The organism is Simkaniaceae bacterium, assembly GCA_021734805.1.
GTDB lineage: Bacteria > Chlamydiota > Chlamydiia > Chlamydiales > JACRBE01 > Amphritriteisimkania.
The window spans coordinates 1-14,966 of sequence record JAIPIG010000038.1 but is presented as its reverse complement, the minus strand read 5'-3'; the positions used below and the strand labels follow the sequence as shown (position 1 = coordinate 14,966).

Sequence of the window (14,966 nt, the reverse complement as noted above, 5' to 3'; positions counted from 1 at the left end):
AGCACTAATAGAGGTGTCAGAGCTTCTTGACATTACCTTCCTAACAGCTTCTATTTTAAATGCTTTTGAATATTTTGTCTTCATCATATTCAGACTCCTTTGGTCTAGTTAGATGCGACAACTACGCTGACACAGGGGGTTTTCGCACATTTCTATTGCTGCATATTCTTCCCGGTGCGCATCGGATGGATCAAGAATGATAGTCTTCAAAGAACCGAATTTTTCTGAATTAATGGAGTCAAGAAGGATTACAATCGCCTTTTCTTTTGTATCGGTGTCATCTGATGCCTTCACTGCGAGCAGCATCTCAAAGAACTTAGGATTGAACAATGCTCCAATGATAAAATAATCACTTCTTCCCTTATTTCGTGCGTGAAGAAGGGAGTATAATTGTCCTAAGTTGGTCAGTCTTCCTTTATCTGTAGTTTTTTCTCTTAAGACTAGCGGTATCTTGATATCCATAATAGAGAATGTTTTTTCAGTCACAAGCGCTTCTACAAGCGTTGTGATAAATTGTTTTGTCACTCCTCCAAGATCGATCGCTTGAGGGGTGTCAATAAGGTGAATTCTTGTTGGGAATCCTTTTTCCAAAATTGTTTCTAAATAGCTCAATGGGTTGGCTTTGACATCATCAAAGGTACAGAAGAGTGTTCCAATTAGTAAACGTTGGCCGACAAGACGAGGATCAATTTCACGGGTGCGCTCTTCAATTCGGGCCATCTCAAGCATATCTCGAATGCGTCCTGCTTCCGGTCCTGAAGCCCGTGAAATCGCAGAATATTGGAGATCACGATCTATAGGATATCTCCGAATAAAAAATTCAACAACATCTGCATGACCCCTTGCAGAAGCGCTTAAAATACGCTCCTTGATTAGAGAAGTATGCATTATATCTCTACCGTCAGAAAGTAAGCAAGAAATCGCATCCCATTGTTTGTGCTCAACCGCCTCTGTAATAGCTAGAGCCACATTAAGCCCATTAGGAAAGCCATTTGAAAATGCATAATTAATAACATCTAACTTTCCATTTTTTGCAGCTTCTATGATGGTATGCCCTAAAAGATGATCAGAAAATGGCCTGCCACTAGAAAGTAATACGGATATGATATCATCCTTTCCTGTTCTTACTGCATGTAAAAGGGCTGAACCTAAATCATCAGGCCTAATGGGGCACTCATGTGACAATAAGATATTAACGATTTCTAATTTGTTCTTTTGTGTTGCAAACTTGACGGCTACGCCTAAGTCATCAGGCTTAATTCTGCCACTAGCGAGCAACTTCTCGACGATTTCTTGATTTCCCTTTTTTGCAGCTACTTTAAGAGCACTACCTAAGTAATATGGACTTATCCTGTCCCCTAAAGAAAGAAAAACATCAAAAGCTTCAAGTTTATCGTTATCTACAGCCCCGCATAGAGCTCTTCCTAAACGATGATCATTAATGGTTCTACCGGTAAAAAGTATAAATCGAATAGCGTCTAATTGACCATTCTCGGCAGCTCCTATGATAGCATCGCCTAAATAATCACTATGGATAGCTCTGTCTCCATCAAGTAAATAATGAAGAACCTCTAATTGACCGGTGCTCGCAGCCGGTGCAAGAGCTAATCGTAAATCATCGGGACGAATTTTTCGATTAGAAAGCAGATGTTGGATAACTTCTAATTGACCATTACTTGCTGCGTTCTCTAGCGTTATTATCGCATCGCTATTTCTTATTCTTGTTCCATTAGGAAGAATAAATGTTCCGGTAACGCAGTTGCGAATTCGCCCCAGTATTTCAGATAGAGAAAAACACACAGAGGCGCCAAATGTACGCCGTCCTTCTCCGGGAGCTTCTGTTGGAATGACAACAGTGGGTATAACGGTTACCCCGGCTGATGAGACTCTCTCGGTTAGCTCATCTGAAGTCGACCTAGTTATCGGGGATTCTATTACCGGCCGGGATGGATTCGTATTTGAAGTTATTGTCATATAAAACTCCTGTATTTAATACTATTATAACAAATAATTTAATTATTATTTATTAATAATAAAATGTTTTAATTTAAGTTGTTTTATTTAAATAACTTCAAATTCAACTTGTTTTAAGTTGCCTATAGTTAGTTATTTACAAGATAGGATTTAACTTGTTGGTAATGAATGGGTTATATTTTGAATGGCGGTGGCAAACATAGGCCTTCAGAAGAAGGCTAGTCCGCATTTCTCATCGTTTTAATTTAAAAAATAGAAGTCATACCATTTATCAAAAATAACGTTGAGTTGTGCTGCGTTAGCTTTGCAAACAAATTTTCGGTCTTCACTCGCGCCTTGCCTACCGGCAATGGTCGCTCGCTCCAGACACAAAAATTTGTGCAGCTTCCTTGCACAACTCAACGTTATTTTTGATAAATGGTATCATCCAAATCACTTAGAAAAGTGGATGGAGAAGGCGTGGAGTTTTTGCACTTCTTCGCGCAAGATCGTGTTGATTTTGCGGTGTCGCTCAACCGGAGAAAGACCGGCAAATAGCTCAAGGGGGAGTTCAACTTTTAAATGGGATTCAAGCCCATGGCAATACCCATGGAGGTGACTCTCATCGATGATATTGATGGAGGGGGTTGAAAGATGTGTTTGAAGTTTGATTTTAATTTGCTCGGCTAAGGAGGGGATGTGTTGGTGGATGATGAGGGGGTGCATCCCCTCTTCATGGATTTTAAAGCGTGTGAGGGCCGGAGTTAATGAAGGATCATTTTCAATGGTTTCAATCCATTTGATGAAATGAGGGAACGTCTCGGTAAGCCAAGTTGGTGCGTTGCGCTCAATCAGCTTTACAAAAGGGAAAAAAGTGATGCGCGCTAAGGGGCTTTCAAGCGTGAGAGAAAGCTCTTTTAAAGGCTCAATCATGAGCGTTAAATCACTATAATCATTCGTTTTTGTTTTGTGGAAGGCCTTAATGAATTGGGGATGAAAAGATGAGATCAAATTCAAATTTTCATCCGGGAGGGCCCACTGAACAATATCGAGACTCTCTTGAATCACCCTGTCATTAGATAAGAGGAGAATAGGGACAGTTCCATCTGAAGAATACCTTAAAAAATCAGCCGGTTTTTGCTTTAAGGCAATTTCTCGAAGCTCAAACGTTTTTTGAGCATAGGAGAGGGCCATTTTAGCTCGAAGAGAAAAGGGGCATTTAGGACTTGAATAGAGAATAGGGCGCATGACTTAAACCTTGCGTTACACGGCTCATTATAGGTCGATTTCAGATTTTTGAATATACCGAAAGTGATTCAAGAGTTGGAATTTTTAGAAGCCGGCTATAGCGATGGTCGATCGGGCCGAAGGCCCTTTACCGAACCGACGCGCTATTGACAATAGGCAGAGGTGAGGTAAATCGATCAAGCGGGGATGCCGGCGACAAAAAAAACAATTCTTGAATGACGAGCGGTATATCTCTTTAAATTCATATTAGGTCATGGGGGTGGGCGCGTAGGTTCCAGTAATGATGCCCATAATCGTAGAGAAGTTGCTCGTTAGGAGCGATCGTGCGAAGGGAAAGAAAGATGAGGTGGTAATAGTTGCCACAATAGGCATGAAGGGGTTTTAAATTGGGGGTCGTGCGGCTATGATTGATGAATCGAGTGAGATTACCTGCAATGGCATCGGTGACAAAGCTGCGACCAATGAGGTCGGGAACCGGATATTCATAGGCATAGTCGCTGAAGATAACGGGATAGGGCGGGTTGCGCCGGACAATGCCTGTGTATTCACCGACAAAGCTTCCTTTTTTAATTTCCTCTTCAGCAAACAGGCCATGCCCGATTTGTTCGCTGATATAGCGGACGCTGACTTGAGGGATATAGGCCGAAGCGATGTGACTGCCATATTGTTTTCCAAGTTCGATGGCCTCTTTAGTCACTCGGCCGGCGCGATAGTGAGCAAGAGTGTGCTCGAAAATGCTTTTTTCCTCTTCGGGGCTGTTGAAGGTGATTTGATCAATATGGCGATAAGAAGGGATTGGCATATCTATCCTCCTTATCGCAACTATGAACTATGAAGCAATTGAATAAAATGACTAAGATGGGAGGGGTTTAAAGCGCGCGAATGTCTCAGCTGATCGAAAAGCTCGGTATCGATGAAATATTTAAGCCGAACACCTTTGAATGGAATGGAAAATAAAAGATGCAGAATGGCGTCATTTCCCATTTCAGTTGCAAAATAGAAAGCATTTGTGATGACTGTTCTAAGTTCTACTTCTTTTCCGGGAAAAAAAACAGGGTGGTCTGAGTGCCGTAGTAAATACGCTAATGCTATTTGACGGTTTTCAATAATGCTATTAATGACAAGAGAGCAGAATTGCTGCGGGGATGCCTTTTGGATGATTGGAGTGATGATGTCATAGCCGTTGATCATTTGAGCCATCTGAATTAGGCTTTCATAAGCGGTTATTTGCTCGGAAAGATCGTAGGTAAATGCAATTTTATAATTAATAACAGTGTGAATTGTAGATAGGATATCGGCGGGAGCTATTCTGAGGTAAATGAAGACGATGTTTAAAAGAGGTCCTTGATTGTTTTCAGCGCAATGCAAGATCATTTTAGAGAACTGTTCAGGAGATAAAAAAGGCAGAAGTGGTGGTAATGATCCGGTGCAATTTTGTGCAATGACTCGATCGAGATCATTGTCAATCATCTCATATAGGTTCTGTGGCCCACGGGATAGATACTTAACAAAAAAATGTATATTTCTATTCCCATCCATTGCACTCAAAAAGCGGGATAGTAAAGTTTGATCGCCAAGTTGTGCCACTCGATGAGCAATGGCATAAATGATATTTTCCGGGATAGCTCGTGTCGATAACAAATAGGTGATGTGTTCGATATTGCGTTCTCTAAGAGCAAATTCAAGCTCAATAATCGGATTGAAAGAGGATACTAAAAGGCGTTGGGGAGCGGGATAGGAAGAAATCGATGTTCCAAATACCGAGCTTGGTGGTGGATCCAAAGGCGCTGTAGGAGAGTGAGGCGTCATAGACTATTTTAATGGAGTAAACTTGAGTTATAGAGGTTCAAAAAGTTGTAATAGGAAGTATTATTTAAGGATCTTGCTGCACGTATCTGTTCAAATAATGGCCTATCTATTAAAGAATTAGAGGAGCGTCCTCTAATTGATAGGGAGAAGAGATATGTTAAAATAGGCGTGTTATTTTGCTCAGCTGCATAATAAAAGGCATTGGTCATTATGGTTATGGTGTTATGGGGGTATGGTTCTGAAAAGATGGGGTGATGTGAACTTTCAAGCAAGTATCTCAGTTTACTGAGGTCATTATCAATAATGCTTTGGTTAATTAGCGCGGAAAACAGCTCTAAGCTTGTGCTCCGGATGATTGGAGTCATGAGGTCAAAGAAGTCGCCAAGGAGGGTCGCCTGATCTATGAGTCGTCCATAAATTAAGAATTGATCGGAAGGGCTGAAACGGGATGTGATTTGCGCTGCGATGGTGTTGAGCACCGTTTGTCTAAAATCAGGGCGGGTTATGCGTAAATAATTGAGCTCGGCTATCAATAAAGGCAGTTGATAGTTGCAAGCGCACGTCAGAGTGATATGCGCAAGTTTTTCCGAGGATAAATAGGGTAAAAATAGCACCAGTAGATGCTCGTGATTGTTGATTATAACTTGATCGGCAAAGGTGGCGAGCATTTCATGTGGTATTAAACCCGTCTTAAGCAAACATTGAATCGATGAAAGGCGACCATTATTAAGGCAGTTAGCCAAAAATCTATTGATTTGATCCGGACTCATTCTGTTGAGAAAAGGGGTCAGTAATTCTTGATTGCCGATCCTCGCAACTTTATGCGCCCCTTCAATAACTTTCGCCTCCGGAATCAAGTTTTTTGATAATAAATAGGTAATATCGTCTACACGTCGATAGTTAATTGCAGTATCGAGTAATGTTAGGGGTGAAGGCAAGATTCCGGCGATTTTTTGATGAAATTCCTGCAAAATATCTCTAGGCGATACTGTTAAGCTTTCAGTAGTTTCGGGACTGCGCCGGCTTGAAGGTGAAATAGAAGAGCTGGCCATAATTATCCTTTTATTTCAGAGGGTGTTCTTATTTCTGTTTTAAAAAATGTATTATGACAACAATTATAACAATTTTGTGAAAAAAAAGGCAAATTAATTAAAGAACAAAGTGTTTTGTAATCGAACGAGGGATTGGGGCATTAGTGAAGAGGAGACCTCTAATTTTTAGTAGGCATAATTCATTGATAATATGTGAGATAAGCGATAGATAGGTCGTATTTTAGTTATAACTTAAGTTTGACTTCCAAAAGGCTCTGCTCTTCAGGAAGGGGGGCTATTTCAAAGCCAAGATCCTCGCAGATTTTAAGGAGGATGGTGTTTTGATTCAGGATGATTCCAAAAAGATAATCGATGTTGCGGCGGCGGGCCGTTTCAATGAGCTTTTGAAGGAGTTTTTTTCCAAGTCCCTTACCCTGAGCGCGATCGGTAATAATCAGTTTAAATTCGGCATTTTTGCTGTTGGGTTGCTTTGTATAGCTGCCGACGGCAACGACATCGCCCTCATCCGTTTCGGCAACAAAGCGCATTTCCCTGTCGTAATCAATGGAGCAGACCTGAACAAGGCGTTCATGGGCAATGCGCTTATCAAGGGCCATAAACTTTAAAAAGCGGCTGCGGACCGTATTTTCAGAGAGTTCTTCATGGAATTTTTTCATCTTAGCTTCATCTTCGGGACGAATGGGGCGCAAGGTAATATTGCTCGAATCTTTGAGCGAGATTCTTTCAATATATAGATGGGGATAAGGATGAAGAGCTGATACAACGCATTGACTTTCATTCTCGTGAAGCACAAAGCGGGCATCAAGCGCAACGATGCGGTTTTCAGAGACAAGAAGGGGGTTAATATCACATTCTTTAATCCAAGAATGTTCGATGATCAGTTGGGAAAAGACAATTAAAATGCGCTCGAGCTCATTGAAATCAATCGGTTTTTTGCCGCGCACCCCTTGCAGCGCTTTGTAGATCTTTGTTTCGCTCATGAGTTGGTGGGCAAGGACCGAGTTGAGAGGGGGAATTGCAAGGGAGCGGTCTCTAAAAACCTCGACAAGAGCGCCACCGGTTCCAAATACGAGAATAGGGCCGAATTGGGGATCGTCATTGCTTCCGATGAGGATTTCATAGCCGTTTTCCTTGACCATCTCTTGCACGGAGACACCTTGAAAGTGACCTAGGCCATGGATTGCCGTGACAGACTCTTGAATTTCATCAAAAGCATGGGCAACGGCTTCATCGGAATAGAGGTTGAGTTTGACACCGCCGACATCAGTTTTATGGGTGATGGTTTCGGAATGGAGTTTAAGCACAACGGGATAGCCAATATGCCGAGCAGCATTTATGGCCTCTTCCTTTGTCGCGGCGAGCTCTGTTTTAACGGTGGGAATACCATAGGCATCGAGGACCTGTTTTGATTCGTATTCAGTAAGCAACACTCTTTTTTCGCGATTAGCGTTCGTCAGAATGCGATCAACATCGCGGTAGCGGGTTTGGATATCGGCAGGATGCATATTGCCTTCGCGCAAATGAGGCGTTTCATAGAGCGCTTTGAGTCGATTGCGATAGCGCCATAATTTACCAAAAATATGACAGGCTTCATCCGGATATTCAAAATGAGGGATGCCGGAGCTACTTAGGATATTAATGCCCTTTTCAAGAGATTCACCTCCCATCCAGCTGGCATAGATCGGTTTATCCGATTTGGCATATTTAGCAATGATACGAGCCGTTTGAGTTGGGTCTGTCATTGACTGAGGCGTGAGGATCACTAAGATCCCATCCGAATGAGGATCTTTGACAACCACCTCAATAGCTTTAGCATAGGTGTCAGGTGTGGCATCTCCTAAAATGTCTACGGGATTGGAGTGGGACCAAGCCGCCGGAAGGATTTGATTGAGCTGTTTGATTGTTTCGGGGGAGAGCTCGGTGAGTTCTCCTCCTCCGAAAATCGTTGCATCTGTTGCCAGAACGCCCGGTCCCCCAGCATTGGTGATAATGGTGAGATGAGGTCCATTGGGGATGGGTTGTTTCGCGAGAACTTGGGCAATGGAAAATAGCGTTGAAATTGAGGTCACTCGAAGGGCCCCAACGCGGTGTATTGCCGAATTAAAGGCATCATCGGAGCCGGCAAGAGAACCCGTATGAGAAGCGGCAGCTTTAGCGGCTTCTTCCGAAGATCCGGCTTTAATGAGAATAATCGGTTTTGTCAGAGCCACCTTTTTAGCTGCAGAGAGAAAAGCGCGCGCATCGCCAATCGTTTCCATATAGAGAAGAATAATATCCGTTTTAGGATCGTGTCCAAAGTAGTCGATGAGATCGCCCCAACCGATATCGGCCATGGATCCGATGGAAATGAAAGAGCTAAAACCGATTTTCTCTTTTAAACTCCAATCTAAAATCGATGTGCACATGGCTCCCGATTGGCTAATAAAAGCGAGATTGCCTTTTAGGGGGATATCTGCGGCAAAGGAGGCGTTGAGATTAGAGTGGGGGTTCATCAGTCCAAGACAGTTAGGACCAATAATGCGCGTTTGTGTTCCCTGAATGGTATGGAGTATTTCTTTTTCGAGCTTTTCGCCCTCTTCACCGAGCTCTTTAAATCCGGCAGAAATAATGATGATACATGACACCTTGTGCTTGACACACTCTTTAATAAGTGGGGGAGTCGTATGAGCCGGAGTGATGATGATCGCGAGATCAACCGGTTCTTTGATCGAGCTAAGAGAGGGGTAGCACGTTAAGTTAAAGAGCGTTTCATATTTAGGATTAACGGGATAGATGTGGCCTTTGTAGCCATAGTCGATGAGGTTTGTTGTCAGGGTACAACCAACGGATTTGGGTTTTTCGGTGGCGCCAATCACAGCAATGGATTTAGGGTTAAAGAAGCTATCAAGAGGATTAATCAATCCACGGATAAAATTCTGTGAGGGGTCTGTTTTTTCCGCCATAAGATTGCACCTATCTTCAATCTTTGGCTTATCAGAATCAAATTTTATGTTGAAGGAACTTTTGATTTTTTTGATGCACACCGGGATGAATATTAAGAGAGCGACCTGCGGTTTGACCGAGTGAGTGGGAGGTCGCGTCATGTAAGGAAAACGAGCGCGATGAAGCAAGGCTTGGATAGATCATTGCTAGGGCGCGTTTGAGGTTGGCTTGAATCAAAGCCCTCTCCTTAATGTGGGTTCGTTTTTGCTCATCGTAGCCTTTGGCAATACCGAGAAAAAAGGAGTTTTTAGAGCTCATCCCACCTAGATTGTGCTCTTTTTTTACCTTAAGCCACAGCTCTTCGAGTTTTTCTGAAAGATAATCGGCAACGTAGGCTGCGATTTCTACGTGCTCTTTCAATCCGATAAGTTCCAAATAGCTTGAACCTCCTCCGTGGTGGAAGATGGTTTCAACACTGAAGTGTTTGAGGATCTGAGCGATAGAGCGTTGTTTTTGCGAGGTGCGCTTTTCTTTAAGAACGCGTTTAATGGCAAACGTCTCCTCTCTATCGGGGTGGACATGGATATCGTGTTTTAGCATGAGTTCTTCTGCTTTGAGAAGAGCGCTTTCAGCTTCATGGATATTTGAAGTTTGGGCTAGGCGGAGAAGTTTTTGGATTTTTTCTTCTACGGCTTTAAGTGAGGTGGGATGGTGATAATGACTTGTCGCTTTTGCGATCTCTTTTGGAAATCCAAATTTTTGGGCCATTGCCTGAAACTCAGCGCCGTGATCGGTTTTCCCATATTCCAAATAGGTGATATAGTGAACGAGTTCATGTTTTAAAACATCGATCGCAGCGGATTCATTGAGAGCAAGGTCAATATGAATACCGATTTCATATAGTTTTGGATCAAAGTAACCAAGACGTGTGGGGTGCTCAAAACAGACAATTTGAATCGGATAGAGATAATTGCAATAGACAAAGCGCTTTGTTTTCACTTCAAATTGCATTTCATATTGTAAAATATTTTTTGCGCATTCGGTATAGCGACTCAGCGATTTTAAGATAGACTGAGAGTAGAGAATGGTCACTGAAATACCTCTTAACCTGCAATTTAGTTTTTCATTGTACTCGTGTGAAATCTTTCTTTCAAACAAGATTTTTTTGTTTAAAAATAATACGCTCATTCCTATATTTCCTTCCCAAAACCTCCGGAGGCATATGGCAAGCTCGAGCTCAGTTAGTCGCACCAGTGCAGAAATGCTGATCTATTTATCATCATATGAGGCGCGTGCAATTCAAAGATTTTTGCCGATAGAGGAGTTTCTATCTGTGATTAAAAGTTTAGGAAGCCTATTCATTAGACAAGTAAGAATACCTTGTCGCGTTATGATTCCTATTATTGACCGAGCTTCCGATCTTTTCTATGAAGGCAATCCATTGCACTATATGACAAGACAGCAACTCAGAATCGAGCTGAAGGCTGCTCAGCATTATATCAAAGACGTCTATGAATTTGGTTATCGTTTTTTATTAAATCGAAATGAGCAAAATACGACCCCAAGAAAAATATCCAATTTTGTTGAAAAAAGACTTCTTGTTTTTCTCAGAAATGAAAAGCTCTTCCGAGCGTATGCAATCTGTCCTCGGGCCCAGTCGATGATTCATTTTTTGTTAAAAAAAAGAGATCTTTTTGAAATAACAAGGCGATTTTTGCAGTCAATGAGCCCTATTGTCTCAAGGAAATTTCAGATATATACTCATCTTTCCTCAAGCGAGAAACAATTTCAGCAGCTCACCGCTTTAAAAGAGGTTGAAGAACAGTTTGACGATTCCGATTTAACGTTAATTCGATTAGTAAGAGCAGGCCAATTAGGGGTTGAAGCATTGATCCCTTGTGAGCTATGGGGGCCACAAATTGATATCCCAGATCGATCGGGAATGACGGCATTAATTGCGGCTTCCGGTGCAAATCATCCGCATATTGTTCGAATTTTAATAGATAGAGGGGCAAATATATTTCTGAGAAATAAGATGGGAATGAGCGCTCTTAGCAGTGCAGTGCAAGCGGGGAATCATGTTGCAATGAGGACCTTAATTTGGCATGGAGCTAACATCCACGCTATGGATTATTGCCAAATGACCCCTCTTTCCAGAGCGGCACAAAAAGGAAATGCGTTTGCAATGACGACGTTAATCAATTTGGGGGCTAATATCGATCATGTTGATAAATCTGGAATGACCCCCCTTTTTAGAGCGATTGAAAGTGGGAAATTAGAAGCTGTTCGCATCCTTACAGGAGCAGGAGCGGATGTTAATCATGTCGATTGTGCCGGGAAGACCCCACTGATTCGTGCTATCGAGAGAAAAAAGCCCGGTATGGTTGAGCTGCTTTTATCTCGAGGGGCTCGTGCTAATTTTCGCTCTAAAGGGGAGGCGCCTATTCTGAGCGCTATAAAAATCAATGACTCTGATTTTGTCTTACTTTTATTGGAGCATGGGGCTAACCCCAACATTCAATTGGCATTTCATCAAACGCCTCTTCTCTATGCAATAAGGAATAAATTCGAAAGAATAGCGCAGATATTAATTGGAGCCGGAGCTCGTGTTAATATTGCTGATGCTTTGGGGAAAACGCCTTTATTTCATGCAGTCAAGGCTCAGGAGGAGTCTGTTGTTAGATCTCTACTTGAAAGAGGGGCTTATCTTTATATGCCAAAAAGGGAAGAAAGTTTTTTAATCACCAGATCAAAAAGAGTTAAGGTGTATAGGGATGCTTTGTCTCTGAGCTCTCCTAACATCTTAAAAATTTTAAAATCTTTCAGATGCCATTATTTAGCGTTAGGAGGATTTCCAACCATTGGGATTTGGCAGGCATTGCCCACAACTTAGTCTGAATTTATGAGGATGTGAGTAAATAAAATGTGATTTTTTTTTATTTTTGGTGCTACACTATCATAGACTTCTCTTGAAGCGCGGTTTGTGTGTGATTGAGAGAAAAGTGAGTTAATAAGGAGGAATAGTGAAAAAGATCATTGCTTTTTTATTGAGTGTTTGTAGTTTAACCATTTTAAATGCTTCGGAGAGCGAAATGAAAGATCAAATTGTCGTGTTTGAAACCACGCAGGGAAATGTTGAAATCACTTTAAAGCCTGATATTGCCCCTAAGGCTTGTGAAAACTTTGTTAAACTTGTAAAGCAAGGTTATTATAATGGGCTTATTTTCCACAGAGTGATCAAAGATTTTATGGTTCAAGGGGGAGATCCCACAGGGACCGGACGTGGAGGAAAATCGATTTGGGGGGCAGCTTTTGAAGATGAAGTCTCTGATCGAGCTAAGTTTGACAAACCGGGATTGCTTGCAATGGCAAATGCCGGCCCAAATACAAACGGAAGTCAGTTCTTCATCACCACCGTTGAAACGCCTTGGTTACATAAAAAGCATACCATTTTTGGTGAGGTAACAAGTGGATACGATGTGGTTCAAAAGATTGAAAAGACAGAAACGGGTCCACTCGATCGACCTGTGAATGAGCAAAAAATCTTGAAGGCTTACGTCAAATAAAAAGAAAACCTCTCGAATGAGAGGTTTTTTTTTGCTTATTTGTGGAACTTTCCGGCAGCGGAAGCGTCAGCTATCCAGAGGGCGGGATGCGATTTTGTTCCAACATGGGCTGAGGGGTAGGGAGAGTCTTGTTTGCTGCTGAGAACGGCAGCCAGCCGATCTGCTTTACTCTCTCCAATGACATAAATGGCGATATGACGGGCTCGGTTAATCAGGGGATAGGTAAAAGTCATGCGCCAGGTTTGTTTTTGGGGAACAAAGTTAGCGGTGACGAGGTGTTTTGTCTCATGCAGGGCATCCGTTTCCGGGAAGAGGGATGCAGTGTGACCGTCATCTCCCATGCCGAGCATTATGTAGTCAAAGGGGCGATCTTTTAAAATAGATAAAATTTCATTCTCGTAGAGTAGGGCATTTTCAGCGATATTTTCTTCAGCAACCATTCGATAAATCTGTTCAGAGGGAATGGGAAGCTTGCTAAATCCGTTATCCATTGCCATCTTGTAGTTGCTGTCGGGGTGGGTTGGGGGAACAGAGCGTTCATCGGAAAAAAAGACAACGACTTTGGAGTAGTCCAGCAAGTTATGGTCAGAGGATGCGAGTTGGTTATAGATAGCCTTGGGTGTTGACCCGCCTGAGAGGGCCACATAAAAGTAACCATGGTCTTGAATGGCTTCTTGAGCGCATTGAATAAAGTGATGCGTGCAAAATTGAAGGGTTTCCTCTTTTGATCCGGGAATTTTTAATACCCTTCTCTCATCAACTTTGATCTCTTTAGTCATTGTCGTTGGCCCCTTCTAAAATAGATTTCAGTGTTTTTAAAAAGTGTTTTGAGGTCCCTTTGTGGAAAATTTCCGTTGTGAAGGACTGGCCCGATTCTTCTTTATCAAAAAGATATTGACCGGGAGTTTCACAGAGCGTTGCCGTTGAGTATTTAACATCGATGATATAAGGGTGATTTTTCTTGCGCTCAAGGTGATAGCTTTGATTATTTTCTCCGATGATATTCACGGCTGTGACGCGCCCCGGTTTGACTTTATCTAAAACGACGGGGGAGAGTTCTACAATGATGTGTTTTTTACCGTTGTGGTAGATAAACTTTTTTTCTTCAGCGCTTTTGAGTTTCCATCCTAAAGACATCGCAATCCAAGTTTGAAGATAGAGGGCTTGGATCATTGTTTTTTGGACTTGATCGGTTTTGCGATCATTGTAGATCAGATCCAAACGATCGGCATTTTGCAGGATCTCAAGTTTATCGGGGCAATAAAAAAGAGAGGCCATTAAATTGCGCCAACCCTCAACACGGGCCCAGTTGAGATCTGCAATATCGCTTTCCGTTTTTTGCCGGTGAAGAAAGACGGAAGCGGCAAACTCTTTGAGATCGGCAGCCGTTTCAGAGTCAAAGATCGTTTTTGAAGATAGAGCTTTAATTTTGCTTAGAAGATTTTCATTTTGTGCCGGATCATCCCCCCAAATAAAATAGATAGGGAGGTCAGGTAGAATATGGGGAAGAATGAGAAAGTGGGCTTTATCGCGCTCTTTTCCCGAGGTTTCAATTTGGATTAAATCGCAAAAAATAGCATTTTCACCTTCATCTGCAGTCATGACTGAGACAAATGACTTAAGAGAGTCTTCGGAAGAGATGGTATCCTCGGTGAGGAAGATCACCCGGCAGGGAAATCGTTTGATAACGCGCTCGGCAACGGATTGCAAATAGGTCTTGCGGGCGTCATTATTTGAATAAATAATAAGATTGAAAAGGCAAGCGCGCATCTTGTTCTTGCCTTGCAACGAATCCCAAATTTTAACGAGTTGATTTTCGATGTCAGCAGGATCGACTTGTTGCATTGTTTCCATATATCACAAATGGTTTATAGGGTTTTAAAAAGAATTATAATCTAAATCATTCCTTAAATCAATCGCCAATGACGGCCGTCAGCTTCGATCATTTTATCCGCTTCTTCCGGCCCCCAGCTCCCTGATTGATAGTTTGGAAAATCCTTAGGCTTAGTTTCTTTCCAGTAGTCTAGAAGGGGTGTCATAATTCGCCATGAATTGAAAGCCTCGTCTTCTCGGGCAAAGAGGGTATTGTCTTTTGCCATACAATCGCAAATAAGGCGCTCGTAAGCCTCCGGGGGGGCTAGACCAAAAAAAGCTCCATAACGGAAATCCATTTTGACCGGTTGAATCACATTGGCCGGACCCGGAACTTTGCAATTGATCTTTAGAGAGCTGCCTTCATTGGGTTGAATGCGAATGGCGAGCACATTGTTTGAGTTGCGCTTGTCATTAAATTGAAAGAGATGACCGGGAGGGGTTTTAAAAGTGACGGCAATTTCCGTAGCTCGTTTAGGAAGGCGTTTTGCACCTCTTAAATAGAAAGGGACGCCATCCCATCTCCAGTTATTGACAAAGAGTT

12 protein-coding genes are annotated in these 14,966 nt (G+C 42.3%); 2 read left to right on the top strand and 10 right to left on the bottom strand.

Going from position 1 to position 14,966, the window contains the following annotated elements:
* Window positions 1-108: 108 nt before the first annotated feature.
* From K9M07_07195 to K9M07_07165, 7 genes are all read right to left on the bottom strand, one after another.
* The gene (locus K9M07_07195) at window positions 109-1,974 is read right to left on the bottom strand and encodes an ankyrin repeat domain-containing protein (protein ID MCF7853007.1); all 1,866 of its coding nucleotides are present in this window, start codon (window positions 1,972-1,974) and stop codon (window positions 109-111) included.
* Between the two features lie 432 nt (window positions 1,975-2,406).
* Window positions 2,407-3,201, bottom strand: a complete 795-nt coding sequence (locus K9M07_07190; protein ID MCF7853006.1) for a BolA/IbaG family iron-sulfur metabolism protein — start codon at window positions 3,199-3,201, stop codon at window positions 2,407-2,409.
* 241 nt (window positions 3,202-3,442) lie between these two features.
* Window positions 3,443-4,003, bottom strand: coding sequence for an SET domain-containing protein-lysine N-methyltransferase (locus tag K9M07_07185; GenBank protein ID MCF7853005.1), 561 nt, complete (start codon window positions 4,001-4,003; stop codon window positions 3,443-3,445).
* A 20-nt stretch (window positions 4,004-4,023) separates the two neighbouring features.
* Entirely contained in the window at window positions 4,024-5,010 is a 987-nt protein-coding gene (locus K9M07_07180) for a hypothetical protein (protein MCF7853004.1), read from the bottom strand.
* Window positions 5,011-5,018: 8 nt separating this feature from the next.
* A complete protein-coding gene (locus K9M07_07175) occupies window positions 5,019-6,062 on the bottom strand; it encodes a hypothetical protein (GenBank protein MCF7853003.1) in 1,044 nt (347 codons plus the stop codon).
* Between the two features lie 224 nt (window positions 6,063-6,286).
* Window positions 6,287-9,004: a bifunctional acetate--CoA ligase family protein/GNAT family N-acetyltransferase gene (locus tag K9M07_07170; protein ID MCF7853002.1), complete on the bottom strand. Its 2,718-nt coding sequence runs from the start codon at window positions 9,002-9,004 to the stop codon at window positions 6,287-6,289.
* A 37-nt stretch (window positions 9,005-9,041) separates the two neighbouring features.
* Complete coding sequence (locus K9M07_07165) at window positions 9,042-10,172, bottom strand: SprT-like domain-containing protein (GenBank protein ID MCF7853001.1); 1,131 nt, start codon at window positions 10,170-10,172, stop codon at window positions 9,042-9,044.
* Between the two features lie 34 nt (window positions 10,173-10,206).
* Here K9M07_07165 and K9M07_07160 point away from each other — a divergent pair, with 34 nt between their 5' ends.
* Together K9M07_07160 and K9M07_07155 are read left to right on the top strand one after the other, a co-directional pair.
* Window positions 10,207-11,877: an ankyrin repeat domain-containing protein gene (locus tag K9M07_07160; protein ID MCF7853000.1), complete on the top strand. Its 1,671-nt coding sequence runs from the start codon at window positions 10,207-10,209 to the stop codon at window positions 11,875-11,877.
* 199 nt (window positions 11,878-12,076) lie between these two features.
* Window positions 12,077-12,550 carry a peptidylprolyl isomerase gene (locus K9M07_07155; protein ID MCF7852999.1) on the top strand — a complete coding sequence of 158 codons (474 nt, stop codon included), beginning with the start codon at window positions 12,077-12,079 and terminating at the stop codon, window positions 12,548-12,550.
* A gap of 35 nt (window positions 12,551-12,585) precedes the next feature.
* On the opposite strand, the gene pgl is transcribed toward K9M07_07155, so the two are convergent.
* The 3 genes from pgl to K9M07_07140 form a co-directional block, all read right to left on the bottom strand.
* The gene (gene pgl / locus K9M07_07150; GenBank protein ID MCF7852998.1) at window positions 12,586-13,329 is read right to left on the bottom strand and encodes a 6-phosphogluconolactonase; all 744 of its coding nucleotides are present in this window, start codon (window positions 13,327-13,329) and stop codon (window positions 12,586-12,588) included.
* Complete coding sequence (locus tag K9M07_07145; protein ID MCF7852997.1) at window positions 13,322-14,404, bottom strand: glucose-6-phosphate dehydrogenase assembly protein OpcA; 1,083 nt, start codon at window positions 14,402-14,404, stop codon at window positions 13,322-13,324. The genes pgl and K9M07_07145 overlap by 8 nt, the downstream gene beginning before the upstream one ends.
* A 53-nt stretch (window positions 14,405-14,457) precedes the next feature.
* The coding region (locus K9M07_07140; protein ID MCF7852996.1) for a glucose-6-phosphate dehydrogenase at window positions 14,458-14,966 on the bottom strand (509 nt) is incomplete at its 5' end.

Bases quoted from the DNA above. Each gene is read 5' to 3' on its own strand.
- K9M07_07175 (MCF7853003.1), bottom strand. From the start codon at position 6,062: ATGGCCAGCTCTTCTATTTCACCTTCAAGCCGGCGCAGTCCCGAAACT.
- K9M07_07165 (MCF7853001.1), bottom strand. From the start codon at position 10,172: ATGAGCGTATTATTTTTAAACAAAAAAATCTTGTTTGAAAGAAAGATT.
- K9M07_07160 (MCF7853000.1), top strand. From the start codon at position 10,207: ATGGCAAGCTCGAGCTCAGTTAGTCGCACCAGTGCAGAAATGCTGATC.
- K9M07_07185 (MCF7853005.1), bottom strand. From the start codon at position 4,003: ATGCCAATCCCTTCTTATCGCCATATTGATCAAATCACCTTCAACAGC.
- K9M07_07170 (MCF7853002.1), bottom strand. From the start codon at position 9,004: ATGGCGGAAAAAACAGACCCCTCACAGAATTTTATCCGTGGATTGATT.
- K9M07_07195 (MCF7853007.1), bottom strand. From the start codon at position 1,974: ATGACAATAACTTCAAATACGAATCCATCCCGGCCGGTAATAGAATCC.
- K9M07_07155 (MCF7852999.1), top strand. From the start codon at position 12,077: ATGAAAGATCAAATTGTCGTGTTTGAAACCACGCAGGGAAATGTTGAA.
- K9M07_07145 (MCF7852997.1), bottom strand. From the start codon at position 14,404: ATGGAAACAATGCAACAAGTCGATCCTGCTGACATCGAAAATCAACTC.
- K9M07_07180 (MCF7853004.1), bottom strand. From the start codon at position 5,010: ATGACGCCTCACTCTCCTACAGCGCCTTTGGATCCACCACCAAGCTCG.
- pgl (MCF7852998.1), bottom strand. From the start codon at position 13,329: ATGACTAAAGAGATCAAAGTTGATGAGAGAAGGGTATTAAAAATTCCC.
- K9M07_07190 (MCF7853006.1), bottom strand. From the start codon at position 3,201: ATGCGCCCTATTCTCTATTCAAGTCCTAAATGCCCCTTTTCTCTTCGA.